Below are 23,857 nucleotides of genomic sequence, written 5' to 3' on the forward strand. Positions count from 1 at the left end.
AGCGCATAATGACCTCCCCCCGCATTCCCGCCATGGACGTGCTGCGCGGTTGCGCGGTGCTGGGCATCCTCTGGATGAACATCAGCGCCTTCGCCCTGCCGCAAAACGCCTATTTCAATCCGGCGGTGTCGGGCTGGACCGGCGCTGGCGACATCGCCTTCTGGGCGGTCAGCCTGTTGCTGATCGACGGCAAGATGCGCGGCCTGTTCGCGCTGCTGTTCGGCGCGTCGATGCTGCTGCTGGTCGATCGGGAGGAAATGGCGGGGCGCGATGGCCGCCGCACGCAGATGGTCCGCCTGCTGTGGCTGTCCATGCTGGGCTGCGCCCATTTCTTCCTGCTGTGGTGGGGCGACATATTGCGCGTCTATGCGCTGGTCGGCCTGTTCGCGATGCTTTTCGTCCAGCTTGATCCGCTCGATCTGGTGAAGCGCGCCTTCCTCTGCTTCCTGCTCCAGTTCCTGCTGGTCGCCGCCTTCATCGGCAGCCTCTATCTGTGGGGCCATGGCGCCGCCGCGCCCGGCGCCGGGGCAGCGATGCGCGACGGCTTCGCCAGCTTCATGAGCGCCTTGTCCGATCCCGCCAGCCCCGGCACGCTGGCGGAGATCGCCACCTATCGCAGCGGTTTTGGCACGATCCTCGCCATGAAGATCGCCGCCTTCCCCGGCGACTGGATCTGGGGCTTCCTGTTCACCGCCTTCGAAACGCTGGGCTTCATGCTGCTGGGCATGGCGATGCTGAAGGGCGGCTTCCTGACCGGCGGCTGGGACGCTGAGCAATATCGCCGCACCGCGCGCCATTGCTTCCTGATCGGCCTGCCGCCCATGGCCGCTCTGGCGCTGTGGGTGTGGTGGAGCGGCTTTGCGCCGCTGCCCACCTATGGCGTGGCGCTGGCCTGGTCGCTGCCCTTCCGCATTCCGCTGACCGTCGGCTGGGCGGCGCTGATCCTGTGGCTGGCCGCCCGCCACCGTGACAGCGCGCTGGTCGCCCGCCTCGCCGCCACCGGGCGCATGACGCTCAGCAACTATCTGGGCACCAGTCTGATCATGACGGCGCTCTTCTATGGCTGGGGGCTTGGCCTGTTCGCTTATGTCCGCCCCGCCCTGTTGCCGCTGTTCGTTCTGGGCGGCTGGGCGGCGATGCTGGCCTGGTCGCAGCCCTATGCCGCCCGATTCGCCATGGGGCCGGCCGAATGGATCTGGCGCAGCCTGTGCCACGGCCGACCGCAAAAGATTCGCAAGAGCAGTTGATTACTATTGCGACCCATTATCAGACACGCTATCTGCGGATTCGTCAGGAGAGTGTCTTCGATGGTCGTCTGCGTTTGTAATGCACTTCGGGAAAAAGATGTACGGGAAGCCGCGCGTAATGGGGCTGACACGCCCTGCAGCGCCTATGCCCAATATGGCCGCCGCCCCAAATGCGGCCAGTGCGTTTCCTTCTGCCGCACCATCATCGCCGCCGAACGGGCGTCGATCTGACCCCGCAATTTAGCGGGATTGCAAATCAAGCGCATTTCGCAGACGCGAACTTGACGCAATAGCGCGCGAAAAACTGGCGGATTTCTGCGGTTTTTCAGCTTAACAGCCTGCATGCAAAGGGTTATAAGCCGGCCGTTCCCCCATTGCCGGAGTATAGCGCCATGAAAGGCGACCAGAAGGTCATCGACTATCTGAACGAGGTCCTCAAAAATGAGCTGACCGCGATCAATCAATATTTCCTCCACTATCGCGTGCTCAACCATTGGGGCATCGAGAAGCTGGCCAAGTTCGAATATGAAGAATCCATCGATGAGATGAAGCATGCCGACAAGGTGGCGGAGCGCATCCTGTTCCTGGATGGCCTGCCCAATTTTCAGCTGCTGGGCCGCCTGAAGATCGGCGAAACGGTCGAGGAAATCCTCAAGGCTGACCTGGAACTGGAATATGAGGCGCTGCCGGTGCTGCGCGACGCGATCGCCTATTGCGAATCGATCAAGGATTTCGTCAGCCGCGACCTGTTCCAGTATATCCTCGAAAGCGAGGAAGAGCATGTCGACACGCTGGAAACCCAGTTCGAAATGATCGAGCGCATGGGCATCCAGAATTATGTCCAGTTGCAGAGCAAGGCGAAAGAAGACTGATCTTCCCGGCCTGCGTAGAATTTCGAAGGGGGCGTCCGGCAGGACGCCCCCTTTTTTTGCGCTACAACAGCGCTTCGAGCAGGCCGATCAGCGGCAAGTCCGCCGGCGGCATCTCCAGCCCGTACATTTGCGCAGGCCGCACCCATTTGAGCGCTGTCGCCTCATGCATTTGCGGCACGCCCTTCCACTTGCGGCAGACATAGAGCAGCAGCAGCAAGTGCCGGTCGCCCAGCGGTTCGCTGGCGAAGGTCGCGGGCGCCAGACAACTGCTGTGCGTCTCGATCCCCAGTTCCTCTTCCAGTTCCCGCACCAGCGCCGCCTCGGGCGTTTCGCCCGGCTCCACCTTGCCGCCGGGGAATTCCCACAGGCCCGCCATCGCCTTTCCCGGCGGGCGCTGCTGCAACAGGACACGCCCGTCTGCATCGATCAACGCTACGGCAACCACGAACAGGGGAGGAATTGACGACATGACGTTCCGTTGTTGAGGGCTTTGTTAACCCCGTCTGCTTTACATGTCTGACGGGGACTGTCTGTAGCGAACTGGGGAAAATGATGCGCGGGCTTATCGAGATCATTGCCCGATGGGGGCTTGCACGGTGCGAACGCGGCGCGACCGCGGTCGAATATGCGCTCATCATCGCGATGATCGTTCTCGCCATGCTCGCCGCACTCAACAGCGTCGCCAATAAGACCGTTGGCATGTGGAACAATGTCGCCACGGAAGTTACCAAGCATTAACCATCAATGTTTGACAGTTATTTCCGCCATTAAGTCTTTTTCAACCGTGCTGCTCTAATTCGATCCTTGCTGACCACGAATTACCAAGCGGGGCGGCCGGGTAGTTTAACGGAAATCCATTTAGGGAGACGTCACATGCAGTTCATCCGCAAGATGCTGAAGAATGAAAAGGGTGCAACCGCGATCGAATACGGCCTGATCGCCGCTCTGATCGCCGTCGCCGCCATCGGCGCGATGACCAGCCTGGGCACCAAGCTGGGTTCGACCTTCAACAATGTTTCGGGCAACCTGAAGTAAGCTTCAGACGCTTGATGAGATCAGGGGCGGCGAACATCGGTTCGCCGCCCCTTTTCATATGCGCATTCTACCAGGTAACGATCTTCACTCGCTGCCCCGGCCGCAGCGTGGCATTTGCGGACAGCGCATTGATCGTCAGGAAGCGTTCCAGCGGATAGTCGCTATAGGCCATGCGTTTCGCCATCGACTGGATGGTGTCGCCAGATTTGACAGTCACCACATCCACCCGGCGCGGCTTGATCGCCGCCGCTTCCTGCGCAGACAGGCGCTGCACCGATTCGATCATCGATGTGAAGGGACCAATCCCCTTCCCCGCAGGCGTCAGCAGCAGGAAATGATAGGCTTTCCCATTGCCGAAATCATAGGCGAAGACGGTCGCGTCGATCTGCTGCGACTGGCTGCTCGCGCGCACCGTGCGCCAGGCCGCAGGCAGGCCGTTGATCGTCGTGCGGCTGACCTCGCCCGCCGGAACGCCGCCATTCCCACCGCCCAGCTTTGACAGGACGCTGTCGATATAGGCGGCCAGATTGCCCGAATAGGCTGCACCGCTGAACTGCGCTTGCCCGCCCGATCCGGTGATCGACACCGCATCCGACGCATTTTCCATGCCGAAACCGCTCGGCACGGCGAAGGTCAGCCGCAGGTCCGGGTGACGGAAGCGATTGCCGTCAATCACCCCCTGTTTGGGATCGTCGCCATAGAGGACGCCATCCACCGCATTGAGGAAGGCGTCACGGTTGCGCACCGTGCTGGTGACGCGGGTCGCCGCGGCCGCCCGCGCCGCGCGATCGACGCGGGCGCCCGGATCAGGATGGGTGCTGGCCCATTCGGGCATGGAGCGGGCGCTGCCCGCCACCCGCGCGTCCAGATTGCTCTGCGCCGCCAGCGACGCCAGCATGCCGGACAAGGCGCGCGGATCATAACCGCCCGATGCGAGATAGCGGATGCCCAGATCGTCCGCCTCATATTCCTGCGTGCGGGAGAATTTGAGCGTCAGCAACTGGCTGCCCGTGCCGATGCCCTTCTGCACCAGTCCAGCAAAGCCCGAATCGCCCAGCAACGCGCCCGCCAGCGCGCCCAGCAGCGCCCCGCCAATCGCATTGCGCTGCGCCGCCTGCTGCCGCCGCTGGCCATGCTGGGCCGCGACATGGCCCACTTCATGCCCCAGCACGCCAGCCAGTTCCGCCTCGTCATTCATCAGCGCCATCAACTGGCGCGTGACATAGACATAGCCGCCGGGAATGGCGAAGGCGTTGTTCACCGGCGAATTGAGCAGCGTGACGGTGAAGTCGCCCTGCGCATTGGACAGGCCGGACTGCACGGCGATGCGCCGGCCAACACCTTCGACATATTTCGCCTGCGGCCCGGCATAGGCGCCGCCAAATTCCTTCAGCAATTCAGGATGCTGCTTGGCGCCGCTCGCCTTGTCCTGCGCGCTGATCGAGGAGACGGTGCGAATCGCCCGCTGCTGCCCGATCACCGCCGGCGCAGTTAAGGCCACCGCCAGCGCCGCACCCGTGCAGCCCAGCGACATCTTCCAGTTCATGACTCTCCACCCTTTGCCGTTACCCTGACGTAACGAGCGACCATGGCGCGGCGTTCCAGAAAAACAAAGGGGGAGGAACGGTCAGTCGCGTTTTCCGGCCGGTCGATTACGCCCGGCCGAAACGCAAATCAGACGCCAATGGCCAGGAACTTGTCGGCGCGGTCGGTGCGCAGCGCCTTCGCGTCCATGCCGTCCAGCGCATCGAGTTCCGCCTCGATCGCTGCGCCAAGACTGGCGATCGCCTGCACCGGATCACGATGCGCGCCGCCCACCGGCTCCGCAACGATCCGGTCGATCACGCCCAGAGCTTTCAGATGCTGGGCCGTCACCTGCATCGCCGTCGCCGCGTCGCTCGCCTTCTCGGCGGTGCGCCACAGGATCGATGCGCAGCCTTCGGGCGAAATCACGGAATAGACCGCATGTTCGAACATCAGCACGCGATTCGCCGCCGCCAGCGCGATCGCGCCGCCGGAGCCGCCCTCGCCCACCACGGCCGCCACCATCGGCACGCCCAGCGCCAGACAGGCTTCGGTCGACCGGGCAATGGCTTCGGCCTGACCGCGTTCTTCAGCCTGCACACCCGGAAAAGCGCCCGACGTATCGACCAGAGTCACCACCGGCAGGCCGAAACGGTCGGCCAGTTCCATCAGGCGGATCGCCTTGCGATAGCCTTCGGGCTTGGCCATGCCGAAATTATGGCGCACGCGGCTGGCGGTGTCGTCACCCTTTTCATGGCCGATCACCATGACCTTGCGCTCGCCCAGCGTCGCGAAGCCGCCGATGATCGCCTGATCGTCGGCAAAGGCGCGGTCGCCCGCCAGCGGCATGAAATTGTCGAACATGCCCGCCACATAGTCCTTGAAATGCGGACGGTCGGGGTGCCGCGCGACCTGGGTCTTCTGCCAGGGCGTCAGCTTGGCATAGGTGTCCTTGAGCAGCTTGGCCGCGCGCTGCTCCAGCGTCGCGATCTCGCCATCGATGTTGATGTCGCCCACGCTGGCGGTCGCGCGCACTTCGACGATGCGCGCTTCCAGCTCCGCAATCGGCTTTTCAAATTCCAGAAAGCTTACCATGGCGCAAGGCGTTAGGGCGATGGCGCGTCGCCGTCAACGCGCGGATGCGGGTTGCGCCCCGGCATCGTCGCCAGCGGATGGCGCTGATTGACCAGTTCGACCAGCCGGCGGCTGTCGACATGGGTGTAGATTTGGGTGGTGCCAATGTCGGCATGGCCCAGCATTGCCTGCAATGCGCGCAGGTCCGCCCCGCCCTCCAGCAAATGGGTGGCGAAGGCGTGGCGAAGCACATGGGGGCTGACCCGTTCCGGCGCGATGCCCACGGCGGCGGCCAGCATTTTCACCAGCTGATACAGGCGGATGCGGCTCAGATGACTCTTGCCCGACGGGAACAGCCAGGGGCTGTCCGCCGGCACATGGGGCAGCCAGCCGGCGACCGCCGCGCGTGCGCGATCGGAAATCGGCACCAGCCGTTCGCGCGCGCCCTTCCCCTTCAAAATCAGGAAAGGCCGGTCATGGGCCAGCGCCCGGCGCGGCAGCGAAACCAGTTCGGTCGCGCGCAGCCCCGATCCATAAAGAAGTTCGATCAGGGCTGACAGGCGCAGGTCCAGCGGCGCGACATGCTCCACCGCCAGCCGCTCGGCGATCAGGGCGAAGAATCGGTCGACCTCGGCCGTGGACAATATCTTGGGCAAAGATCGCCCCCGGGTCGGGCGCGGCAGCGCGGCGGAGGGATTGTCGGCGCGCAGCCCCTCCTCCTCCAGAAAGGCGTAGAAGGCGCGCAGGGCCGACGTCTTGCGCGCCACCGATGACGCCGCCAGCGTCGCCCATTGCGCCGCCAATGTGCCGATCGCCTCGCGGTGCGCTTGCGCCAGCCCGCCCAGCAGATCGCCCGCGCCGGTCAGGTCCGTGCGATAGGCCAGCAACGTGTTGCGCGACGCGCCGCGCTCCGCCGCCATCATTTCCAGGAAGCGGTCGATCAGGGCGGCGTCATCCTGCCCCATGGTCAGCTGCGGCTGATCGCCTCTGCCGCGATCATGCGCGCTTCGGGGTCCAGCCCCACGCGATGCAGCGCCGCCACCACTTGATAAAGATGCCCGGCCGGCAAATGGCTCCAGTCGCTGCCCTGCATGCCGACCGCCGCCAGCAACGCCACGGTCGCCTTCTCGCCCCGCTGCGCCGCAGCCCCGATGGCGCGCGCCCAGCGGCTGTTGGCGGTCAGATTGACGCCATTGTCCTGCGCCAGCGAAGCGGTGTCCTGCGCCGACAGGCGCGACAGGCCGGCCAGCGCCGCGATCAGCATCCGCCCCTTTGCCGCACCGGCATCGCTCAGATAGCCCGACACGCGGCTGCTGCTGATGTCGACCACCGGGCTTGGCGCGCCCACGGCCAGCAAAGCCCAGAATTGCGACGCGCCATCGCCATCCAACTGGCCGATCGCCCGCGCCCAGCGTGCGGCGTTGCGGTCATAACCCGCCGTCAGCATCGCCGCGACCAGATTGGCCGCATCCTGCGCCGACGCCTGCGACACCGGCAGCGCGGCGGCGGCGCGCGCGGTCGCGATCAGGCCCAGATAATCGGGCTTGGCCTCATCCTGCCACCAACTGCGCATGCCGCCGATGCGATCGCCCACGGTCGCCCCGGCATAGGCGGCGCGCAGCGCATCGACCTTGTCCGCCACATCCGCCGGCGCGTCGCCATCGGTGCCGACCTGACCATAGAAACCGACCAGCGCCGCGTTGGACAGCACGCCCAACCGCGCCGCCATGTCGACGCCCGGTCGCCGCCGCAACGCCGTCAACGCCGGCGCGCGCGCTTCCCAGGCGCGGACATGCTGGCCCGCCGTCGCATACAGATCCTGCGGAATTTCGACGTTCAGCGCGGTCGCCAGACCAAAACGCCATGCCGTCAGCCGGTCGACCCCATCCCATTCGATCTTGACCGAACGGCGCGCGTTGAAGCCGGTGCCGACCACCTTTTCCGCCAGCCGATAATCGACGCCCCGCACCACGCCCTTGCGCTGCGCCTGGTTGAGCGCGCCGCTGGCCGTGCCCTGATCCCCCGACAGCGCGGCGCAAATGGCGCGCGTCATGTCCCAGCCCGGTTCCTTGCTGAAGCGCAGCGCGCCAGCCGACAGCGGGCACAGGCCCGCCGGATCGGCGGTCGCCAGATAAGTCTGCATCGCAATCGCGTAGAGGCGTGGGGAATAGCGGTCGGGATCGACGCTCTGCACCATCAGGCGAGCATTGTCCGCCTCCCCCATGCGCAGCAGCAACCAGGCGCGCTCCGCCGCCCAGTCCGCGCCGTCGATGTCGCCCGGCGTGTCGCTCGCGGTCAGCAGCGCGCGGCGCAGCAGGATGGAGGCCCAACGCGACACGATCGGCGCGTGCGTCTCCTTCATCAGGGCGGCGAGATATTTACCCGATTCGCGGCCGAAGGCGTCCGGTTCGAACCCGCGCGTCTGCGGCGTCAGCGGGCCGATCCGGTCGAGCGAGCGGCGCGCCGTATCGGGCAGGTCATATTTCGCCTTCTGCGCCGCCAGTTCCTCGGGCGTCAGTTCCTCTTCGGCGGCATTGGCGATCAGAGACAGATCCGGCGGCGTCGCCGGATTGAGCGGCTGCACCATCGGCAGGTTGCCCGATATAGCGGGCGCACTTGGCGCTGCCGGCGCATTTTGCGCGGGGCGCGGCGGTTGCGTCGCCGGGGGCCGTGCTTCGGGCGCATCGCCAAAACCGGGCGGCAGCAGCGATTCGGGCGCCTGTTGCGCCACCACGGGCAAGGTCAGAGCGAGCGCAAAGCTGCCCAGCGCCCATTTGGCGTTAGCCCGCGGCCAGCGCATCCGCCTTACTGGCCCAGCTTCTCTGCGGGGATGATCTTTTCGACGGGCTGCTGCGGCTTTTCACCGCCGCGCGACCAGAAAAAGGCGAGCAAAAGCGCAACCAGCACGACCAGAGCGATGGGAATGATCGGCAACCGGCGGCCACGACGGCGCGAACTGCTTTCGAAACTGACGAAGTTGCGATTATTCTTCATAGGTCCTTGGCTTAAGCTGATCGGCCTGCAAGGCCGGACGTCGGGGGAAAAGATGCGATTTGCCTCTGCGACGGCTGGCTGTATAGCCCCCCTCGCCATGCAGCGAAACAGCAAAATCCCGGAGAGCCAGACCAGGCGCGGTCCCATCGTGTTGGTGGGCATGATGGGCGTGGGGAAATCCACCGTCGGCCGCCGTCTTGCGGCGCGGCTGGGCGTGACCTTCGTCGATGCCGATGAAGAGATTGAAAAAGCCGCCGGCATGACCGTGGCGGAGATTTTCCAACGCTATGGCGAATCCTATTTCCGCGATGGCGAACGCCGCGTGATCGCCCGGTTGATGGATGGCGCGCCCAAGGTGATCGCCACGGGCGGCGGCGCGTTCATGCAGGATGAAACGCGCAAGCTGATCCTGGACGCGGCCATCGCGGTCTGGCTGGACGCCGACATCGACGTGCTGGTCGATCGCGTCGGCCGCCGCGAAACCCGGCCGCTGCTCAAGGATCGCGATCCGCGCGTGGTGCTGACCGAACTGGCGGCGGTGCGCAATCCGGTCTACGCGCTCGCCCCCATTCATGTGAAGAGCATCGCCGCCCCGCACGAAGTCGCGGTCGAGCGGATCATGGAGCAATTGACGGCATGGCATTAGTCCACGTCGCGCTGGACGCGCGCAGTTATGACATATTGATCGAACAGGGCGCGCTCGACCGCGCCGGCGACATATTGCGCGGCTATGCGCGCAAGGGACGGCTGGTGGTCGTCACCGACGCCAATGTCGCCCGCGCACAACTGCCCCGGCTGGAAGCCAGCCTGCGCGCCGCCAATGTCGCGGTCGAACCGATCATCCTGCCGCCGGGCGAACAGACCAAAAGCTGGCGTCATCTGGAGCAGTTGCTCGACGCGCTGCTGGCGCTGGAGATAGAGCGCGGCGACCATGTCATCGCACTGGGCGGCGGCGTGATCGGCGATCTGGTCGGCTTTGCCGCTTCGATCCTGAAGCGTGGCTGCCACTTCATTCAGGTGCCCACCACATTGCTGGCGCAGGTCGATTCGTCGGTCGGCGGCAAGACCGCGATCAATGCCAAGGCCGGCAAGAATCTGATCGGCGCCTTCTATCAACCCGCCCTCGTCCTGATCGACCCCTCGACCCTCGACAGCCTGCCCCCGCGCGAAACCCGCGCCGGCTATGCCGAAGTCGTGAAATATGGCCTGATCGACGATCCCGATTTCTTCGACTGGTGCGAAGCCAATGCCGACGCGCTGCTCGCCGGCGATCCCGACGCGCGCACCAAAGCGATCGAAAAAAGCGTGCAGGCCAAGGCCGCGATCGTCGCCGACGATGAACGCGAGACGTCGGGCCGCCGCGCGCTCCTCAATCTTGGCCACACCTTCGGCCACGCACTGGAGGCCGACACCGGCTTTTCCGACACGTTGCTCCATGGCGAAGGCGTCGCCGCCGGCATGGCGCTCGCCTTCCGCTATTCGGCGCGACTTGGCCTGTGTTCCGCGGAAGAAGCCGCGCGCGTCACCGCCCATCTGAAAGCCGTGGGCCTGCCCCATGACCTCGCCACCGCCCATGTGACGGCAGATGGCGCGGAACTGGTCGGCCATATGCTGCATGACAAGAAGATGGCGGCCGGCACCCTGCCCTTCCTGCTGGCGCGCGGCATCGGCCAGACCTTCCTGTCGAAGGACGTCGTGCTGGATGATGTGGCGGCGTTTCTGGATGAGGAACGGGGCTTGGCCTAGCGCGGAGCGACTCTGTAGCCACTGCCCACGCTTACCCAAGCGACCGGCTTGCCTGGCAAATTGACGTCGATGCGGTCCACCTGACCATACTTCATCAACCGTCCGTCCTCTACTCTAAGACCGTCGCACGTCTTACGTCCGACAAGCGGCTTGAGTTGGGGCATCAAGCTGTTCAGCGCTGCGGAATTGCGGTCGGCCGGCAATGGAACGCCACCTACGCGCACCATAGCGCCTTCAAGGCCGCCTTCGGTCATTTGCCCACAAATAGACCCGCCCTCGACCTGCACGGGGACGGACATCTGAAGCGTGATCGGTTTGTCGGCTGCGATCAGAACTTCGGTCGTCTCAACGAACGAGCCGTCTCCAGCGACGGCATAGGAAGCAATGGCCGAACATGTTTTCGTGGCAGCATCGGGATTGGAACATAGTTGCATTCCCGCCCTGCTGTTTGCGCCTACATCGATTTCCGACATGCCGGCGACGGCAGTGGCAAGCAGAAACAATGAAATCATCTGATTAGCCCTTCATAAAACAGGTCAGCGCTGCCGGCCTGAAGGGAAGATGTGGATCACGAAGCCATTTTCGATGCAAACAAAAAGGGCGCCCTCGGGCGCCCTTTCTATTCAACCATCGAAGGCCGATTACTTCTTCAGCGTCAGACCGCCGAAACGCTTGTTGAAGCGCGCCACCTGACCGCCGGTGTCCAGCTGGCGGTTGCCGCCCGTCCAGGCCGGATGCGACTTGGGGTCGATGTCGAGCGCCAGCGTGTCGCCTTCCTTGCCCCAGGTCGAACGGGTCTGGAAGGTGGTGCCGTCGGTCATCTGGACGGTGATGTAGTGATAGTCGGGGTGGGTATTGGCCTTCATGGCGTCATGCTCCTTAATTGGCCGGTTTCCGACCGGCCGGATGCGAAAAAATGCGAAGGCGCGCCGTTAGCGGTTTCGGCGCGCCTTGGCAAGTCCGGCAATGAAAAGCCGGTCAGTCTTTGGGCGGATCGGTGATCATCGCGACGAAATTGGCTTCCGACGCCAGCTTGCCGTCGATCATCGCCTTGCCGCTGAACTTGCAGATCGCGCCGCGATTCTGCGTCACTTCGACATGCAGGTCGAGCAGGCAGCCCGGCTCCACCGGCGAACGGAATTTCGCGCCGTCGATGCTCATGAAATAGACGAGCTTGCCGCTGTCGGCGAGGTTCATCGATTCCACCGCCAGCACACCGGCGGCCTGCGCCATCGCTTCCACGATCAGCACGCCGGGCATGATCGGCCGGGTCGGGAAATGCCCCTGGAAAAAGGGCTCGTTCACCGACACCGCCTTGATCGCGTGGATCGACTGGCCGGGGACCAGCGACACCACACGATCGACCAGCAGCATCGGATAGCGGTGCGGCAGCGCAGCCATGACCCGACGGATGTCCATCGGGCCACGTGCGGTCGATTCAACCTCTCCCGTCATGCGATCAGCGCGACTTGGGCGCCTGCGCCGGGGTCGCCGGAGCAGCAGCGGCCGGAGCCTGGCGACCGCCCGGCTGCCAGCCGGCCGGAGGGGTGATGCCGACGCTGGGGACCAGCGTGTTGAGTTCTGTCACGACTTCGTCAGTGATGTCCGCGCCCGCGCCGAAGCTTTCGGTCGCAGCCTTCTTGAACACGATTTCCGACTTGGTCTTGGCGGTCGCGGCCTTCAGCGCGTCGTCCAGCTTGGCGACAACCTGTTCCTCGACATAGGCGCGGGCCAGCGCAACCGGCTGGGTCAGGCGCTGCAATTCGGCCTGGCCGCTCTGCTGGGCCTGCTGCAACTGCTGATACTGGGTTTCGATCGCCGGGGTCGGCTTGTTGCCGGCGGCCTTGTAAGCGGCCTGAAGCGCGTCATTCTTGGTCTTGAGATCGGCTTCGATCGCGGTGCGACGCGTGTTGATCTGGTCCAGCTGCGGCTTGTAGGTCGTCTGCATCTGGGTCATCGCGGTGGTGAAGGCCGCGCTCTTGGCGACGGCTTCCTCCAGGTCGACGACGGCGATGCCCGACTTGGTCTGGGCAACAGCCGGCACGGCGGTCATGGCAATGGCAGTCATGGGCGCCAGCGTCAGCGCCGCAGCCTTGAAAATCGTCTTCATCAGAATTGAGTCCCTACGTTGAAGGTGATGAGTTTGTTGTCGTCCCCTGGTTGCTTGAGCAGGGCCTTGGCGATGTCGATGCGGAACGGGCCGAAGGGCGAGTTCCAGTTGACGCCAAAGCCCACCGACAGACGCGGTGAAAGCGTGTCGCCGAGATATTCTTCTTCAAATGCGCCGCCCGCATAGGTGGCGGTCGATCCGACCGCCGGCGTGTCGCAATTGCCGACCGACGGCGCGCGCACCGTGCTCGACGTCGCTGTGTCACCCGTACCAGTGGTCACGGTGCAATAGCCGGCAAAATTGATCGTGCCCGGATTCTTCAGACCGGCGACAGCGCCCGCATCAACGAAGATCGAGGGACGCAAACCCATTTCGCGCGCGCCCGAACCCAGCGGAATTTCGACTTCGGCGCGGGCCATATAATAGACCCGGCCGCCCAGCGCGTCGTCCGTCACATTATTATTGCTGTTGTTGCGGACATAGGTGGTGTTGCCATCCGCATCGGTCTGCGCCGTCAGATAATAGCGCTTCACGCGCGGGCCGACGCCGCGAATGTCGAAGCCGCGGATCTGCGGTTCACCCAGGAAGAAGCGATCGGTCAGACGAATGGGATCGACTTCCTGCCCGGTCGCGTCGCGGCGCGTGCCTTCCAGGCTGTGGATATAGCCGCCTTCGGCCGACAGCGAGAAGATGAAGCCTGCGCCCAGCGGCACATATTTGGACGCGGACAGACGGGTGCGGACATATTTGACGCTGCCGCCCAGCCCGGCAAAATCCTGGCTCAGCGTGACATTCTGGCCGCGCGTCGCCCGGATGCGATTGTCGCGGGTGTCGTAGATCAGCGAATAGCCGACCATCGATGTCGTCCGCTTGCCGATCGCGTCGCACAGATAGCGGCCCGCCAGCAGCGGATCGCAGGAACCGTCCGTGTAATAAGTGTCCTTGTCCAGCGTCACGTCATCGAAGTTCAGCGTATAGCGCAGCGCCAGCGACATATATTCGGTCAGCGGCACGCCCGCGCGCAGCTGGAAGCCGGTGGTCGACTGTTCGTAGGTCGTGTCGCGGGTGTTGCTGGTCAGATAGCGGAAGCTGTTGAGGTCGCGGCGATAAATGTCGCCGCCCAGCGCGATATTCTTGTCCATGAAATAGGGTTCGGTGAACCCGACTTCCACCGACTTGGAATAGGCCGAATAATTGACCGAGGTGCGCAGTTCCTGGCCCTTGCCGCGGAAGTTGCGCTGGGTGATCGACGCCGCGATGATGAAGCGCTCCAGCGAGGAATAGCCGGCCGACAGCGAGAGTTCGCCGGTCGATTTTTCCTGCACATTGGTTTCCAGCACGATGCGGTCGGGCGCGGAACCGGGCTTCTGTTCGATATCCAGCTTCTCCTGGAAGAAGCCGAGCGAATTGATACGGTCCTTGGAGCGCTTGACGAGGAAGCTGTTGAACGCGTCGCCTTCCGCCAGACGGAATTCGCGGCGCACGACCTTGTCCTGCGTCAGCGTGTTGCCGTTGATGTCGACCCGCTCGACATAGACGCGCGGCGCATTGGCGATGCGGAAATTAATCCCCATCGTCAGGCTGTCCTTGTCGCGATTGAAGTCCGGCGACACGTCGGCAAAGGCATAGCCGAACAGGCCGGCCGTCTCGCTCAGCGTGTCGACCGTATCCTCGACCTGCTTGGCGTTGTACCAGTCGCCCTTCTTCATCGGCAGGCGCTTGGTCAGGCTGTCGCCGGACAGGTCGCGAATGTCGGATTCGACCTTCACGTCACCAAATTTGTAGCGGTCGCCTTCTTCCACCACATAGGTGATGATGAAGTCCTGCTTGTCGGGCGTCAGTTCCGCCACGGCGGAGATCACGCGGAAATCGGCATAGCCTTCGGTCAGGTAGAATTGGCGCAGTTTCTGCTGGTCATAGGCCAGACGATCGGGATCATAGCTGGTGCCCGACGAAAAGATGCGGAACCAGCGCGACTGCTTCGTCACCATCTGGCTGCGCAGTTCGCCGTCCTTGAACTTCTCATTGCCGATGATGTTGATCTGGCGGACCTTGGACTTTGGCCCTTCCGAGATTTCGAACACGATGTCGACGCGGTTCTGGTCGAGCTGGACCATCTTCGGCTCGATCGTCGCGGCAAAGCGGCCCTGCCGGCGATACAGCTCCACGATGCGGGCGACATCGGCGCGAACCTTCGACCGGGTATAAATCTGGCGCGGAGCCAGTTTTATTTCAGGACGAATCTTGTCTTCCTTGAGGCGCTTATTACCTTCAAGGACGATACGGTTGATGACCGGATTTTCCTTCACCTCGACGATGAGGGCGCCATTGTCGTTGCGGATCTGGACGTCGGCGAACAGTTCGGTTTCGTACAGGTCGCGCAGCGCCTGATCCAGGCTTTCCTGGGTATAGGGCTGGCCAACGCGCAGCTTGGTGTAGGACAATACCGTGTCCGGCTCGAGCCGCTGCGTGCCGTTGACGGTAATTGCGCGGACGGTGCCCTGCGGCGCGACGGCGGAGGCCGCCGTCGGCGTGGCGGCGGGCGCCGGCGCATCCTGCGCCATTGCGGGCGCCATGGGCAGGCCCGCGATCATGGTCGTCGCCAACAGGGCGAATACGACCGGACGCTGCCGCATGCTGCTGTTCATCGCTGTCACCCGCTTCACCTCAAAAAATCCAGATTCCATGTTTCTGCCGCAACAGACGCCGCCGAACGGCGCATCCCTGCCCGATGCGCGTCAGCCGATCAAGCCAGACAGGCTTTTCCACAGCCCGAAAGACGACAAATCGTTGAAAGTCACCAGCAGCATCATCGCCATGAGCACCGCCAGACCGGACCGATAGGCCCATTCCTGCGCCTGCGCGCTCACCGGCCGCCGCTGCACCGCTTCAATCCCGTAAAAGAGCAGATGCCCGCCATCCAGCATGGGAATTGGCAAGAGGTTGATGAACCCCAAGTTAATCGAGATAAGCGCGGCGAAGAAGATGAAGCTTTCGATCCCCAGCGTTGCCGCCTGCCCCGAAACCTGCGCGATCTTGAGCGGCCCACCCAGTTCCTTCACCGACCGGCCGCCGCTGACGATCTGGCCCAGCGTCTCGACCATGGTGCGGATGATCTGCCCGGTGCGTTCGATCGCCACGACCGGCGCGCGGAGCAGGCTGACCGGCTCGATCACGGGCTTACCCGGTCCGATGCCCAGACGTCCGACGTTGAACTTGTTGCCCAGCCCGTCATCCTCGGCAACGCTGCCGATCCGCCCCTGCTTGACGATGCGGTCGCCGTTCCGATCCAGCACGATCTCCACCGGCTCGCCGGGACGAATTTGCGCATAGAGGCGAATATCGTCGAATGTCGTCATCGTGCGCCCGCCCAGCGACACGATGCGGTCGCCCGCAACGATGCCCGCCGACGCCGCTGCGCTGCCCGGCTGGACGAGGCCTGCGATGGCCGGCGTGCGGCTTTCGCCATGAACGAAGGCAAAGGTGGCGAGGATCAGGATGGCGAACAGGAAATTGATCGCCGGTCCCGCCGCCACGATTGCCGCGCGTTGCCACAACGGCTTGGCAGGGAAGCTTTCCGCCCGGTCCTTCGCCGACATTTCCAGCCAGGCCGGATCGGTCATGCTCGCCGCGTTCATGTCGCCCTTGAAACGGACATAGCCGCCCAGCGGCAACGCCGCGACGCGCCAGCGTGTGCCCCGCCGGTCGACCCAGGCGAACAATTCCGGCCCGAAGCCGATCGAAAAGGCTTCCGCCTTCACCCCGCACCAGCGGCCGACCAGATAATGGCCCAGCTCATGCACGAAGACGAGCGGCCCTATGACCGCCACAAAGGCGAGAACGGTCAGCAGGAAACCGGGATTATGGATCAAGCCGTCAATCTTTCCATCACTTGGCCCGCCTGAGCGCGCGCCTCGGCGTCTGCGGCCAGCACATCGTCGATCGTGCCGGGCCGTGGAGCGCCATATCGCTGCAACACATCCTCTACAATCATGGCAATATCAAGGAAGCCGATGCGCCCGTCCAGGAAAGCGGCAACCGCGACCTCATTGGCGGCGTTCAATATGGCCGGCGTCGCGCCGCCCTCCCCCGCCGCCGCGCGCGCCAGTCGCAGCGCGGGAAAGCGTTCCATGTCAGGCGCTTCAAAGTCGAGCCTGCCAATCCGCGCCAGGTCCAGCGGCTGGCATGGCGTGGCGATACGCTGCGGCCAGGCCAGCGCATGGGCGATCGGGATGCGCATGTCCGGCGATCCCAATTGGGCCAATGTGGAACGGTCGCGATATTCGACCATCGAATGGATCACCGATTGCGGGTGCACCAATATCTCGATCCGGTCGAGGCCGACCGGGAACAGATAGGCCGCCTCGATCAGTTCCAGCCCCTTGTTCATCATCGTCGCGCTGTCGACGCTGATCTTCGCGCCCATCGACCAGTTGGGGTGGGCCACCGCCTGCGCCGGGGTCATCGCCGCCATTTCAACGCGGCTCTTCGTGCGGAACGGCCCGCCGCTCGCGGTCAGGATGATCCTTGCGACATCATCTAAACTACTGCCGGCAAGGCACTGGAAGATCGCATTATGCTCGCTGTCGACCGGCAACAGGGTCGCGCCCGACTGGCGCGCCGCGTCCATCATCAGCCCGCCCGCCGACACCAGCGATTCCTTGTTGGCCAGCGCCACCGTGCCCCCGGCCTTCAGCGCCGCCATGGTGGGCTTCAGGCCCGCGCAGCCCACGATCGACGCCATGGTCCAGTCCGCGCCCCGCGCCGCCGCTTCGACCAGCGCATCCTCGCCCGCCGCCGCCTCGATCCCCGATCCGGCCAGCGCCGCCTTCAGCGCGCCATAGAGCCGATCCTGCCCGATCACCGCGACCTGCGCGCCCGTCTCGCGCGCCAATGCCGCCAAACTGTCTACATCGCTGTTCGCGGTCAGCGCGACGACGCCATAAGCTTCGGGATCGCGCCGGACCAGATCCAGCGTTGACAGGCCGACCGATCCGGTCGCGCCAAAGATCGAAACGTGCTTCATCCGCCCTGCACCAGCACCAGATAGAGCAAGGCCGCCAGCGGTGCAGCCGCGACCACGCCGTCCAGCCGGTCCATCACCCCGCCATGGCCGGGCAGCAATGTCCCGCTATCCTTCACGCCAGCCCGCCGCTTCATATGGCTTTCCAGCAGATCGCCCAGTTGCGCAGCCACCGCCAGCAATCCGCTGGCCGCCGCCAGCTGGATCGGCAACCCGGCGAACCGATGCAGCAGGAACCCCAGCACCAGCGCCGCCAGCACGCCGCCAGCCAGCCCCGACCAGGTCTTGGAGGGGCTGATCCGCGGCGCCAGCTTCGGTCCGCCGATCGAGCGGCCGGCGAAATAGGCGCCGATGTCAGTCGCCCACACCAGCCCCAGCGCCCAGAAGGCCAGCAGCAGGCCATAGGCATAGGGCTGTTCGCCACGCAGAAACTGCAAGGCGGTGATCGGCACGCAAATATAGGGAATGCCCAGCGCCAGCGTGATCCGACGGCTGGTGAACAATATGAAGAAGAAAGCCGCCGCCCCCGCGATCAGGACCGGCCAGCCAATCCCTGCGGCAAAGGGGCATAGCAGCGCCAGCGGGATCGACACGGCGAACATCGCGGCCTTGCGCTGATCCGCATTGGCGCCGGTCAGGCTGCCCCATTCGCCCTGCATCAGCACGCCGGCCACCACCAGCAGCAGCCAGAACAGCAGCCCGCCGGACAGCAGGGCGCCCAGCGCCACCGCGATCAGCGCGACGCCGACGATGGTGCGGGTGCGCAATTCGCTCGTCATAGAATCACAATCCGCCGAACCGGCGGTCCCTCATGCGGAAGGCGTCGAGCGCCGCCGCCAACGCCCGCCCGTCAAAGTCGGGCCAGAGCATATCGGTGAAATAGAGTTCGGCATAGGCCGCCTGCCACAGCATGAAATTACTGAGGCGCTGCTCGCCCGATGTGCGGATCATCAGGTCCAGCGGCGGCAAATCGGCCGTATCCAGTTCTGCATCAATCGCGCCGATGCCAATATCCTGCGCCGCCATTTCGCCCCGCGCCACCCGTTCGGCCAGACGCTGCGCCGCGCGCACCATTTCATCCTGCGCGCCATAGTTGAGCGCAATCGCGATCACCGGCCCGCTATTGGCGGCGGTACGCGCCATGGCGTTATCGATCAGGTCAACCAGCGCCGGATCGAGCGCGCGATAATTGCCGATGATGCGCAACCGCACGCCATTGGCGTGAAATTCGTCAATGTCAGACTGGATGAAATGGCGCAGCAGCCCCATCAGGTCGGACACTTCGCTGGCCGGGCGCTTCCAATTCTCCGAAGAGAAAGCATAGAGCGTCAGACATTCCAGCCCCATATCCTGCGCGGCACGCGCGACCTTGCGCACCGCCTCCACCCCGGCGCGATGGCCGGCGATGCGGGGCAGCAGGCGCTTTTTCGCCCAGCGGCCATTGCCATCCATGATGATGGCGACATGACGCGCACCATGGGCCGGCGCGGCGCTGGGCAGATCGGGCTTGGCGTGTGTGGCCATCGACAAGGAATGCGTGCTTTGACCGCGAAAGGAAAGCCCCGGCTTACTGGCCGAGGATTTCCTTTTCCTTCGCAGTCGCGGCGGCGTCGATATCCGCGATCGCGCTGTCGGTCAGCTTCTGGACTTCGGTTTCCAGACGCTTGCGATCATCCTCGCTGATCTCGCCCTTCTTCTCGTCAGTTTTCAGGCTGTCCATGCCGTCACGGCGGACGTTACGCACGGCGACACGCGCGCCTTCGGCATATTTGCTGGCCAGCTTGGCCAGTTCCTTGCGACGCTCCTCCGTCAGGTCGGGGATCGGCAGGCGCAGCGTCTGGCCGTCGACGATGGGGTTGAGGCCCAGGCCCGCAGACCGGATCGCCTTGTCGACCGGGCCGACATTGCCCTTGTCCCACACCTGAACCGACAGCATGCGCGGTTCGGGCGCGGAAACGGTCGCCACCTGATTGAGCGGCATCGACGCGCCATAAACCGTCACCGTCACCGGATCGAGCAGCATCACATTGGCGCGGCCGGTGCGCAGGCCGGTCAGGTCGCCCTTCAGCGATTCGAGCGCGCCCGCCATGCGGCGTTCAAGGTCAGCTTTGTCATATTGCGGCATGGTCTTCTCAACGCTCCTGATTTTTCACGATCGTCGCCACACCCTGCCCGGCCAGCACAGTCGCCAGATTGCCGGTTTCGCGGATGTTGAACACGACGATGGGAATATTATTTTCGCGACACAGGGCAATGGCGCTGGCGTCCATCACCTTCAGATTGTCGTTCAGCACCTGATCGAAACCGATGGTGTCATAACGCACCGCGTCCGGCACCTTCTTGGGATCGGCATTATAAACGCCATCGACACTGGTGCCCTTGAACAGCGCGTCGCAGTTCATTTCGGCCGCGCGCAACGCTGCGGTGGTGTCGGTGGTAAAGAAGGGGCTGCCGGTGCCCGCTGCGAAGATGACGATCCGGCCCTTTTCCATATGCCGCTCGGCCTTGCGGCGGATATAGGGTTCACACACCGACGCCATCGGAATGGCGGACTGGACGCGGGTGTCATAGCCCAGCTTTTCCAGCGCATTCTGCACCGCCAGCGCGTTCATGACGGTGGCCAGCATGCCCATATAGTCGGCGCTCGCCCGGTCGAAGCCCTTGGCCGCGCCGGCCAGACCACGGAAGATATTGCCGCCGCCCACGACGATGCACAGTTCGAACCCCGCATCCTTGGCCGCGGCGATTTCGCCAGCGACACGGGCGACGGTTTCAGGCTCGATGCCGAACTGCCCCTGCCCCATCAGCACTTCGCCGGACAATTTCAACAGGATGCGCTTGTAGGCGGGCCGGGTCATGCGGGGCAAGAATCCTTATATGGGTGGCAGGGAAAGCGGGCCGGACATTAGAGGCGCGCGCGCATAATGGGAAGGGCGATTGTTGCCGATTGCGCCGGTCGACCGATGGAGAATATGTGCAGCGCGCAAGAAAAAGGGGAGCGCCCCTGCGACCACTCCCCTTTTTCTTATTTCGCAATGCTTGGCGAGCGATCAGACGCCCGCGGCAGCGGCCACTTCGGCGGCGAAGTCGCTGACTTCCTTTTCGATGCCTTCGCCCAGCTGGAAACGGACATAGGACTTCAGCGTGATGGTCGCGCCGGCATCCTTGGCGGCCTTGGCGACGACGTCGGCGACCGGGGTCTTGTTGTCCATCACGAACAGCTGCGACAGCAGGGCCTGTTCCTTGGCGAACTTGGCGACCGCGCCGTCGACCATCTTGGCGACGATTTCGGCGGGCTTGCCCGATTCGGCGGCCTTTTCGGCGGCGATGGCGCGTTCACGCTCCAGCAGGGCCGGATCGATGTCGGCAGCCGACAGCGCCAGCGGGAAAGCGGCGGCGATGTGCATGGCCAGCTGCTTGCCCAGCGGCTCCAGAACGTCGGCCGGCGCATTGCCTTCCAGCGCGACCAGCACGCCGATCTTGCCCAGACCCGGCGCAGCCGCGTTGTGGACGTAAGGAACGACGACGCCTTCGGTCACTTCGACATGGGCGACGCGACGGACGGTCTGGTTTTCGCCGATGGTGGCGACGTTCGACACCAGCTTTTCGGCGATGGTGCCGCCGGCGGGGTGCGCCTGCGCCGTCAGGGCTTCGGCATCGGCGGCGCCGCTTTCCAGAGCGACGGTCGACGCGGTGCGGACGAAGTCCTGGAACTGGTCGTTCTTGGCGACGAAGTCGGTTTCGCTGTTCACTTCGACGGCAACGCCCTTGGTGCCGGCGACGGCGACGCCGACCAGACCTTCAGCAGCGGTGCGGCTCGACTTCTTCTGCGCAGCAGCCAGACCCTTGGCGCGCAGCCAGTCGGTTGCCGCTTCGATGTCGCCATTGGCTTCGGTGAGCGCCTTCTTGCAATCCATCATGCCCGCGCCCGAACGGTCGCGCAGTTCCTTGACGGCGGCAGCAGTGATCTCGGCCATGTTTCGGCTCCTAAATTGTTCGATGTGGTTCAAATATGCGGGAGGGCGCATCTCCAGAAGAGTGCGCCCTACTCCGTCAATCTTTCAGTTCGGAGTAAGCCTCCGTCCTCCATCTCCGTTCGCCCTGAGCTTGTCGAAGGGCCGTCCTTCCTGATTCAAAAGAAGAACAGGGCTTCGACAGGCTCAGCCTGAACGGAAAAGGATTTATCAGGCTTCGACAGCGATCTCTTCAGCGGCCGGCTCGTCCAGCGCGCCCATGTCGATGCCCGAAGCCTGCTGCGCACCACGGTTGCCCTTGGTGGCGGCGGCGGCGATGGCGTCGCAATAGAGGCGGATGGCGCGGCTGGCGTCATCGTTCGCAGGAACCGGGAAGGCGATGCCGTCGGGCGAGACGTTCGAATCGAGGATCGCGACGACCGGGATACCCAGCGTGTTGGCTTCCTTGATCGCCAGCTCTTCCTTGTTGGCGTCGATCACGAACATCACGTCGGGGATGCCGTTCATGTCGCGGATGCCGCCCAGCGACAGTTCCAGCTTCTCGCGCTCGCGCGTCATCTGAAGGACTTCCTTCTTGGTGAAGCCGTGGGTATCGCCCGACAGCTTTTCCTCAAGGGTCTTCAGGCGCTTGATCGAACCCGAAATGGTCTTCCAGTTGGTGAGCATGCCGCCCAGCCAGCGATGGTTGACGAAGTGCTGGCCCGACTTGCGAGCGGCTTCCGCGATCGGGTCCTGCGCCTGGCGCTTGGTGCCGACGAACAGAACCTTGCCACCGGCGGCGACGGTCGCCGACACGAAGTCCAGCGCGCGGCCGAACAGCGGCACGGTCTGCGACAGGTCAAGAATGTGGATGCCGTTGCGCTCGCCGAAGATGTACGGCTTCATGCGCGGGTTCCAACGGTGGGTCTGGTGGCCGAAATGGGCGCCAGCCTCGATCAATTGGTGCATGGTGACGACAGGTGCCGCCATAATATTTCTCCTTCCGGTTGGCCCTCTGGGAATCAGGAACTGAAGAACCGCCTGAAAGGCGATGCACAGCACCGGATATGTCGATTCCCATGTGGAATGGTCGCGCCATTAGACGCGAAAAAAAGCAAATGCAAGGGTTGACGCCGTTCCGTGATGAGAACATAAAGGGAACAGGCGGAACAAATGCGGTCAAAAGCCGTTCAAACCGTCATAGTGAGCCATGCCGTGCAAATGGCAAGACAGAAAGTGATCGACGATGTTCACTCTTGTTGCTGCAACCCTGTTTTCCGGCGCTTTCCTGCTGGCGATCGGCACCATGGCGTGGATGTTCGCCGCCTATCATGACAAGATGGTGGCCGCCCTGCTGTTCCAGCCGATCCCACAGACCCCGCAAGTCTATCATATCCGCGTCAGCCGCCCTCGGGTGACGCATGGCCTGCGCAAGGTGAGCCATCCCCTGCCCACCCGCGCTGCCGCCGCCTGATTGTTTCTGGAGGCAAAAGGCGCTGCGCCGGCCTCTGCCGCCCCACTCCCAACGGTCGGGAGATGATAAGGCGACTTATCCCTGAACTGCTGCCGCCTCGCGCTGCCGCTTCACCTTGGCATAGGACAGGATGCCAAAGGGCAGGAGCGCGATATAGCCCGCGCACAGGATCAGCAGCGTCAGCCAGGGGTCCGTCACCAGCAACGCCGCCATCAGGCCCGCGACCGCAATCGCCTCCAGCCGGATGCGCTTGCGCAGCCGCAGCGCCGACCAGCTATAGGTCGCAATGTTCGAAATCATCAGGAAGGCGCTGAACGCCGTCCAGGGTGCGACCACATACCAGGCGCGGAAAAACTCCTCGCCTGTCACCAGCCACAAATACAGCGGAACAAAGGCCAGCCCCGCCCCTGCCGGCGCAGGTACGCCGGTCAGGAAGCCGGCCGATTTATGCGGCTGTTCATCGGCGTCGATCGCCGCGTTGAAGCGCGCCAGACGCAGCGCGCAGGACAGCGCATGGGCAAGCGCGAAGATCCAGCCGAATTTCGGCATGGCGTGCAACGACCAGAGATAGAGGATCAACGCCGGCGCCACGCCGAAAGCAATCGAATCGGACAGCGAATCCAGTTCCGCGCCGAAACGGCTTTCGCCGCGCAGCAGACGCGCTATCCGCCCGTCCAATCCATCCAGCACGCCCGCGAACAGGATGGACAGCACCGCCCGCTCCCATTCGCCCGAAATGCCATAGCGCACCCCCGTCAGGCCGAAGCACAGCGCCATCGCCGTCACCGCATTGGGCGCCAGCATG

The 23,857-nt window shown here is 64.1% G+C and carries 28 protein-coding genes; 8 read left to right on the top strand and 20 right to left on the bottom strand.

The features are described from left to right. Positions 1–8: 8 nt before the first annotated feature. The 3 genes from ACFOKF_RS12895 to bfr all read left to right on the top strand — a co-directional run bounded on the left by ACFOKF_RS12895 (position 9) and on the right by bfr (position 2,119). Positions 9–1,247, top strand: coding sequence for a DUF418 domain-containing protein (locus ACFOKF_RS12895; RefSeq protein ID WP_380797790.1), 1,239 nt, complete (start codon positions 9–11; stop codon positions 1,245–1,247). Positions 1,248–1,307: 60 nt separating this feature from the next. Next, a complete protein-coding gene (locus ACFOKF_RS12900) occupies positions 1,308–1,478 on the top strand; it encodes a (2Fe-2S)-binding protein (protein WP_298401422.1) in 171 nt (56 codons plus the stop codon). Between the two features lie 161 nt (positions 1,479–1,639). Beyond that, positions 1,640–2,119: a bacterioferritin gene (bfr, locus tag ACFOKF_RS12905; RefSeq protein WP_298401424.1), complete on the top strand. Its 480-nt coding sequence runs from the start codon at positions 1,640–1,642 to the stop codon at positions 2,117–2,119. Positions 2,120–2,180: 61 nt separating this feature from the next. On the opposite strand, the gene ACFOKF_RS12910 is transcribed toward bfr, so the two are convergent. Continuing rightward, positions 2,181–2,588, bottom strand: a complete 408-nt coding sequence (locus ACFOKF_RS12910; RefSeq protein ID WP_380796101.1) for a (deoxy)nucleoside triphosphate pyrophosphohydrolase — start codon at positions 2,586–2,588, stop codon at positions 2,181–2,183. 83 nt (positions 2,589–2,671) lie between these two features. Here ACFOKF_RS12910 and ACFOKF_RS12915 point away from each other — a divergent pair, with 83 nt between their 5' ends. Next, the gene (locus tag ACFOKF_RS12915) at positions 2,672–2,857 is read left to right on the top strand and encodes a Flp family type IVb pilin (protein WP_380797793.1); all 186 of its coding nucleotides are present in this window, start codon (positions 2,672–2,674) and stop codon (positions 2,855–2,857) included. 135 nt (positions 2,858–2,992) lie between these two features. Beyond that, a complete protein-coding gene (locus tag ACFOKF_RS12920) occupies positions 2,993–3,154 on the top strand; it encodes a Flp family type IVb pilin (RefSeq protein ID WP_056687935.1) in 162 nt (53 codons plus the stop codon). A gap of 67 nt (positions 3,155–3,221) precedes the next feature. Here the strand turns inward: ACFOKF_RS12920 and ACFOKF_RS12925 are convergent, their stop codons facing one another. The 5 genes from ACFOKF_RS12925 to ACFOKF_RS12945 all read right to left on the bottom strand — a co-directional run bounded on the left by ACFOKF_RS12925 (position 3,222) and on the right by ACFOKF_RS12945 (position 8,746). After that, a complete protein-coding gene (locus tag ACFOKF_RS12925; protein WP_380796103.1) occupies positions 3,222–4,700 on the bottom strand; it encodes a M48 family metalloprotease in 1,479 nt (492 codons plus the stop codon). 128 nt (positions 4,701–4,828) lie between these two features. Continuing rightward, positions 4,829–5,773 (bottom strand): acetyl-CoA carboxylase carboxyltransferase subunit alpha, encoded by a 945-nt coding sequence (locus ACFOKF_RS12930; RefSeq protein WP_380796104.1) that lies wholly within the window; start codon positions 5,771–5,773, stop codon positions 4,829–4,831. Between the two features lie 11 nt (positions 5,774–5,784). Next, positions 5,785–6,717, bottom strand: a complete 933-nt coding sequence (locus ACFOKF_RS12935) for a tyrosine recombinase (RefSeq protein WP_380796106.1) — start codon at positions 6,715–6,717, stop codon at positions 5,785–5,787. Positions 6,718–6,719: 2 nt separating this feature from the next. After that, entirely contained in the window at positions 6,720–8,552 is a 1,833-nt protein-coding gene (locus ACFOKF_RS12940; protein ID WP_380796107.1) for a hypothetical protein, read from the bottom strand. Between the two features lie 5 nt (positions 8,553–8,557). Then, entirely contained in the window at positions 8,558–8,746 is a 189-nt protein-coding gene (locus ACFOKF_RS12945) for a hypothetical protein (RefSeq protein WP_380796108.1), read from the bottom strand. A gap of 97 nt (positions 8,747–8,843) precedes the next feature. Between ACFOKF_RS12945 and ACFOKF_RS12950 the strand changes: the two genes are divergently transcribed. Together ACFOKF_RS12950 and aroB are read left to right on the top strand one after the other, a co-directional pair. After that, positions 8,844–9,392: a shikimate kinase gene (locus tag ACFOKF_RS12950; RefSeq protein WP_380796109.1), complete on the top strand. Its 549-nt coding sequence runs from the start codon at positions 8,844–8,846 to the stop codon at positions 9,390–9,392. Next, entirely contained in the window at positions 9,383–10,492 is a 1,110-nt protein-coding gene (gene aroB, locus ACFOKF_RS12955; RefSeq protein ID WP_380796111.1) for a 3-dehydroquinate synthase, read from the top strand. Before ACFOKF_RS12950 ends, aroB begins: the two co-directional genes overlap by 10 nt. Here the strand turns inward: aroB and ACFOKF_RS12960 are convergent. The 13 genes from ACFOKF_RS12960 to rpsB all read right to left on the bottom strand — a co-directional run bounded on the left by ACFOKF_RS12960 (position 10,489) and on the right by rpsB (position 22,568). Continuing rightward, entirely contained in the window at positions 10,489–11,004 is a 516-nt protein-coding gene (locus tag ACFOKF_RS12960; RefSeq protein ID WP_380796112.1) for a hypothetical protein, read from the bottom strand. The two genes, aroB and ACFOKF_RS12960, sit on opposite strands and share 4 nt — an antisense overlap. Before the next feature lie 129 nt (positions 11,005–11,133). Further along, positions 11,134–11,358, bottom strand: coding sequence for a 50S ribosomal protein L31 (gene rpmE, locus ACFOKF_RS12965; protein ID WP_298401445.1), 225 nt, complete (start codon positions 11,356–11,358; stop codon positions 11,134–11,136). Between the two features lie 112 nt (positions 11,359–11,470). Further along, on the bottom strand, positions 11,471–11,911 hold the full coding sequence (gene fabZ, locus ACFOKF_RS12970; protein WP_449325397.1) for a 3-hydroxyacyl-ACP dehydratase FabZ: 441 nt from the start codon (positions 11,909–11,911) through the stop codon (positions 11,471–11,473). 40 nt (positions 11,912–11,951) lie between these two features. Further along, positions 11,952–12,602, bottom strand: coding sequence for an OmpH family outer membrane protein (locus ACFOKF_RS12975; protein WP_380796114.1), 651 nt, complete (start codon positions 12,600–12,602; stop codon positions 11,952–11,954). Then, a complete protein-coding gene (bamA, locus tag ACFOKF_RS12980) occupies positions 12,602–15,250 on the bottom strand; it encodes an outer membrane protein assembly factor BamA (RefSeq protein WP_380797795.1) in 2,649 nt (882 codons plus the stop codon). The genes ACFOKF_RS12975 and bamA overlap by 1 nt, the downstream gene beginning before the upstream one ends. A 90-nt stretch (positions 15,251–15,340) precedes the next feature. Further along, entirely contained in the window at positions 15,341–16,474 is a 1,134-nt protein-coding gene (gene rseP / locus ACFOKF_RS12985; protein ID WP_380796116.1) for an RIP metalloprotease RseP, read from the bottom strand. Next, the gene (locus tag ACFOKF_RS12990) at positions 16,471–17,628 is read right to left on the bottom strand and encodes a 1-deoxy-D-xylulose-5-phosphate reductoisomerase (protein WP_380796117.1); all 1,158 of its coding nucleotides are present in this window, start codon (positions 17,626–17,628) and stop codon (positions 16,471–16,473) included. The genes rseP and ACFOKF_RS12990 overlap by 4 nt, the downstream gene beginning before the upstream one ends. After that, entirely contained in the window at positions 17,625–18,404 is a 780-nt protein-coding gene (locus ACFOKF_RS12995; protein WP_380796118.1) for a phosphatidate cytidylyltransferase, read from the bottom strand. The genes ACFOKF_RS12990 and ACFOKF_RS12995 overlap by 4 nt, the downstream gene beginning before the upstream one ends. 4 nt (positions 18,405–18,408) lie before the next feature. After that, positions 18,409–19,149, bottom strand: a complete 741-nt coding sequence (locus ACFOKF_RS13000; RefSeq protein ID WP_380797796.1) for an isoprenyl transferase — start codon at positions 19,147–19,149, stop codon at positions 18,409–18,411. A gap of 43 nt (positions 19,150–19,192) precedes the next feature. Next, positions 19,193–19,750, bottom strand: a complete 558-nt coding sequence (gene frr / locus ACFOKF_RS13005; protein ID WP_380796119.1) for a ribosome recycling factor — start codon at positions 19,748–19,750, stop codon at positions 19,193–19,195. A gap of 7 nt (positions 19,751–19,757) precedes the next feature. Beyond that, positions 19,758–20,483: a UMP kinase gene (gene pyrH / locus ACFOKF_RS13010; RefSeq protein WP_298401461.1), complete on the bottom strand. Its 726-nt coding sequence runs from the start codon at positions 20,481–20,483 to the stop codon at positions 19,758–19,760. A 192-nt stretch (positions 20,484–20,675) separates the two neighbouring features. Further along, positions 20,676–21,602 (bottom strand): translation elongation factor Ts, encoded by a 927-nt coding sequence (gene tsf / locus ACFOKF_RS13015; RefSeq protein ID WP_298401465.1) that lies wholly within the window; start codon positions 21,600–21,602, stop codon positions 20,676–20,678. A gap of 207 nt (positions 21,603–21,809) precedes the next feature. Then, entirely contained in the window at positions 21,810–22,568 is a 759-nt protein-coding gene (gene rpsB, locus ACFOKF_RS13020; RefSeq protein ID WP_380796121.1) for a 30S ribosomal protein S2, read from the bottom strand. Between the two features lie 256 nt (positions 22,569–22,824). Here rpsB and ACFOKF_RS13025 point away from each other — a divergent pair, with 256 nt between their 5' ends. Next, positions 22,825–23,052 (top strand): hypothetical protein, encoded by a 228-nt coding sequence (locus ACFOKF_RS13025; RefSeq protein WP_380796122.1) that lies wholly within the window; start codon positions 22,825–22,827, stop codon positions 23,050–23,052. A 75-nt stretch (positions 23,053–23,127) separates the two neighbouring features. Here the strand turns inward: ACFOKF_RS13025 and ACFOKF_RS13030 are convergent, their stop codons facing one another. Then, on the bottom strand, positions 23,128–23,856 hold the full coding sequence (locus ACFOKF_RS13030) for a CDP-alcohol phosphatidyltransferase family protein (protein WP_298396143.1): 729 nt from the start codon (positions 23,854–23,856) through the stop codon (positions 23,128–23,130). Position 23,857 lies beyond the last annotated feature (1 nt).

Origin of the sequence: Sphingobium rhizovicinum (genome assembly GCF_042647625.1) — a bacterium.
Taxonomy (GTDB): domain Bacteria; phylum Pseudomonadota; class Alphaproteobacteria; order Sphingomonadales; family Sphingomonadaceae; genus Sphingobium; species Sphingobium rhizovicinum.

What these genes read in the sequence shown, in the direction of transcription:
- rpsB (WP_380796121.1), bottom strand. Translation starts at nt 22,568, where the DNA reads ATGGCGGCACCTGTCGTCACCATGCACCAATTGATCGAGGCTGGCGCC.
- frr (WP_380796119.1), bottom strand. Translation starts at nt 19,750, where the DNA reads ATGCCGCAATATGACAAAGCTGACCTTGAACGCCGCATGGCGGGCGCG.
- ACFOKF_RS12995 (WP_380796118.1), bottom strand. Translation starts at nt 18,404, where the DNA reads ATGACGAGCGAATTGCGCACCCGCACCATCGTCGGCGTCGCGCTGATC.
- ACFOKF_RS13030 (WP_298396143.1), bottom strand. Translation starts at nt 23,856, where the DNA reads ATGCTGGCGCCCAATGCGGTGACGGCGATGGCGCTGTGCTTCGGCCTG.
- ACFOKF_RS12945 (WP_380796108.1), bottom strand. Translation starts at nt 8,746, where the DNA reads ATGAAGAATAATCGCAACTTCGTCAGTTTCGAAAGCAGTTCGCGCCGT.
- fabZ (WP_449325397.1), bottom strand. Translation starts at nt 11,911, where the DNA reads ATGGACATCCGTCGGGTCATGGCTGCGCTGCCGCACCGCTATCCGATG.
- ACFOKF_RS12960 (WP_380796112.1), bottom strand. Translation starts at nt 11,004, where the DNA reads ATGATTTCATTGTTTCTGCTTGCCACTGCCGTCGCCGGCATGTCGGAA.
- aroB (WP_380796111.1), top strand. Translation starts at nt 9,383, where the DNA reads ATGGCATTAGTCCACGTCGCGCTGGACGCGCGCAGTTATGACATATTG.
- ACFOKF_RS12930 (WP_380796104.1), bottom strand. Translation starts at nt 5,773, where the DNA reads ATGGTAAGCTTTCTGGAATTTGAAAAGCCGATTGCGGAGCTGGAAGCG.
- pyrH (WP_298401461.1), bottom strand. Translation starts at nt 20,483, where the DNA reads ATGACCCGGCCCGCCTACAAGCGCATCCTGTTGAAATTGTCCGGCGAA.
- ACFOKF_RS12940 (WP_380796107.1), bottom strand. Translation starts at nt 8,552, where the DNA reads ATGCGCTGGCCGCGGGCTAACGCCAAATGGGCGCTGGGCAGCTTTGCG.
- ACFOKF_RS12895 (WP_380797790.1), top strand. Translation starts at nt 9, where the DNA reads ATGACCTCCCCCCGCATTCCCGCCATGGACGTGCTGCGCGGTTGCGCG.
- bfr (WP_298401424.1), top strand. Translation starts at nt 1,640, where the DNA reads ATGAAAGGCGACCAGAAGGTCATCGACTATCTGAACGAGGTCCTCAAA.
- ACFOKF_RS13000 (WP_380797796.1), bottom strand. Translation starts at nt 19,149, where the DNA reads ATGGCCACACACGCCAAGCCCGATCTGCCCAGCGCCGCGCCGGCCCAT.
- ACFOKF_RS12935 (WP_380796106.1), bottom strand. Translation starts at nt 6,717, where the DNA reads ATGGGGCAGGATGACGCCGCCCTGATCGACCGCTTCCTGGAAATGATG.
- ACFOKF_RS12925 (WP_380796103.1), bottom strand. Translation starts at nt 4,700, where the DNA reads ATGAACTGGAAGATGTCGCTGGGCTGCACGGGTGCGGCGCTGGCGGTG.
- ACFOKF_RS12920 (WP_056687935.1), top strand. Translation starts at nt 2,993, where the DNA reads ATGCAGTTCATCCGCAAGATGCTGAAGAATGAAAAGGGTGCAACCGCG.
- ACFOKF_RS12900 (WP_298401422.1), top strand. Translation starts at nt 1,308, where the DNA reads ATGGTCGTCTGCGTTTGTAATGCACTTCGGGAAAAAGATGTACGGGAA.
- ACFOKF_RS12975 (WP_380796114.1), bottom strand. Translation starts at nt 12,602, where the DNA reads ATGAAGACGATTTTCAAGGCTGCGGCGCTGACGCTGGCGCCCATGACT.
- ACFOKF_RS12915 (WP_380797793.1), top strand. Translation starts at nt 2,672, where the DNA reads ATGCGCGGGCTTATCGAGATCATTGCCCGATGGGGGCTTGCACGGTGC.
- ACFOKF_RS12990 (WP_380796117.1), bottom strand. Translation starts at nt 17,628, where the DNA reads ATGAAGCACGTTTCGATCTTTGGCGCGACCGGATCGGTCGGCCTGTCA.
- ACFOKF_RS12950 (WP_380796109.1), top strand. Translation starts at nt 8,844, where the DNA reads ATGCAGCGAAACAGCAAAATCCCGGAGAGCCAGACCAGGCGCGGTCCC.
- bamA (WP_380797795.1), bottom strand. Translation starts at nt 15,250, where the DNA reads ATGAACAGCAGCATGCGGCAGCGTCCGGTCGTATTCGCCCTGTTGGCG.
- ACFOKF_RS12910 (WP_380796101.1), bottom strand. Translation starts at nt 2,588, where the DNA reads ATGTCGTCAATTCCTCCCCTGTTCGTGGTTGCCGTAGCGTTGATCGAT.
- rpmE (WP_298401445.1), bottom strand. Translation starts at nt 11,358, where the DNA reads ATGAAGGCCAATACCCACCCCGACTATCACTACATCACCGTCCAGATG.
- ACFOKF_RS13025 (WP_380796122.1), top strand. Translation starts at nt 22,825, where the DNA reads ATGTTCACTCTTGTTGCTGCAACCCTGTTTTCCGGCGCTTTCCTGCTG.
- tsf (WP_298401465.1), bottom strand. Translation starts at nt 21,602, where the DNA reads ATGGCCGAGATCACTGCTGCCGCCGTCAAGGAACTGCGCGACCGTTCG.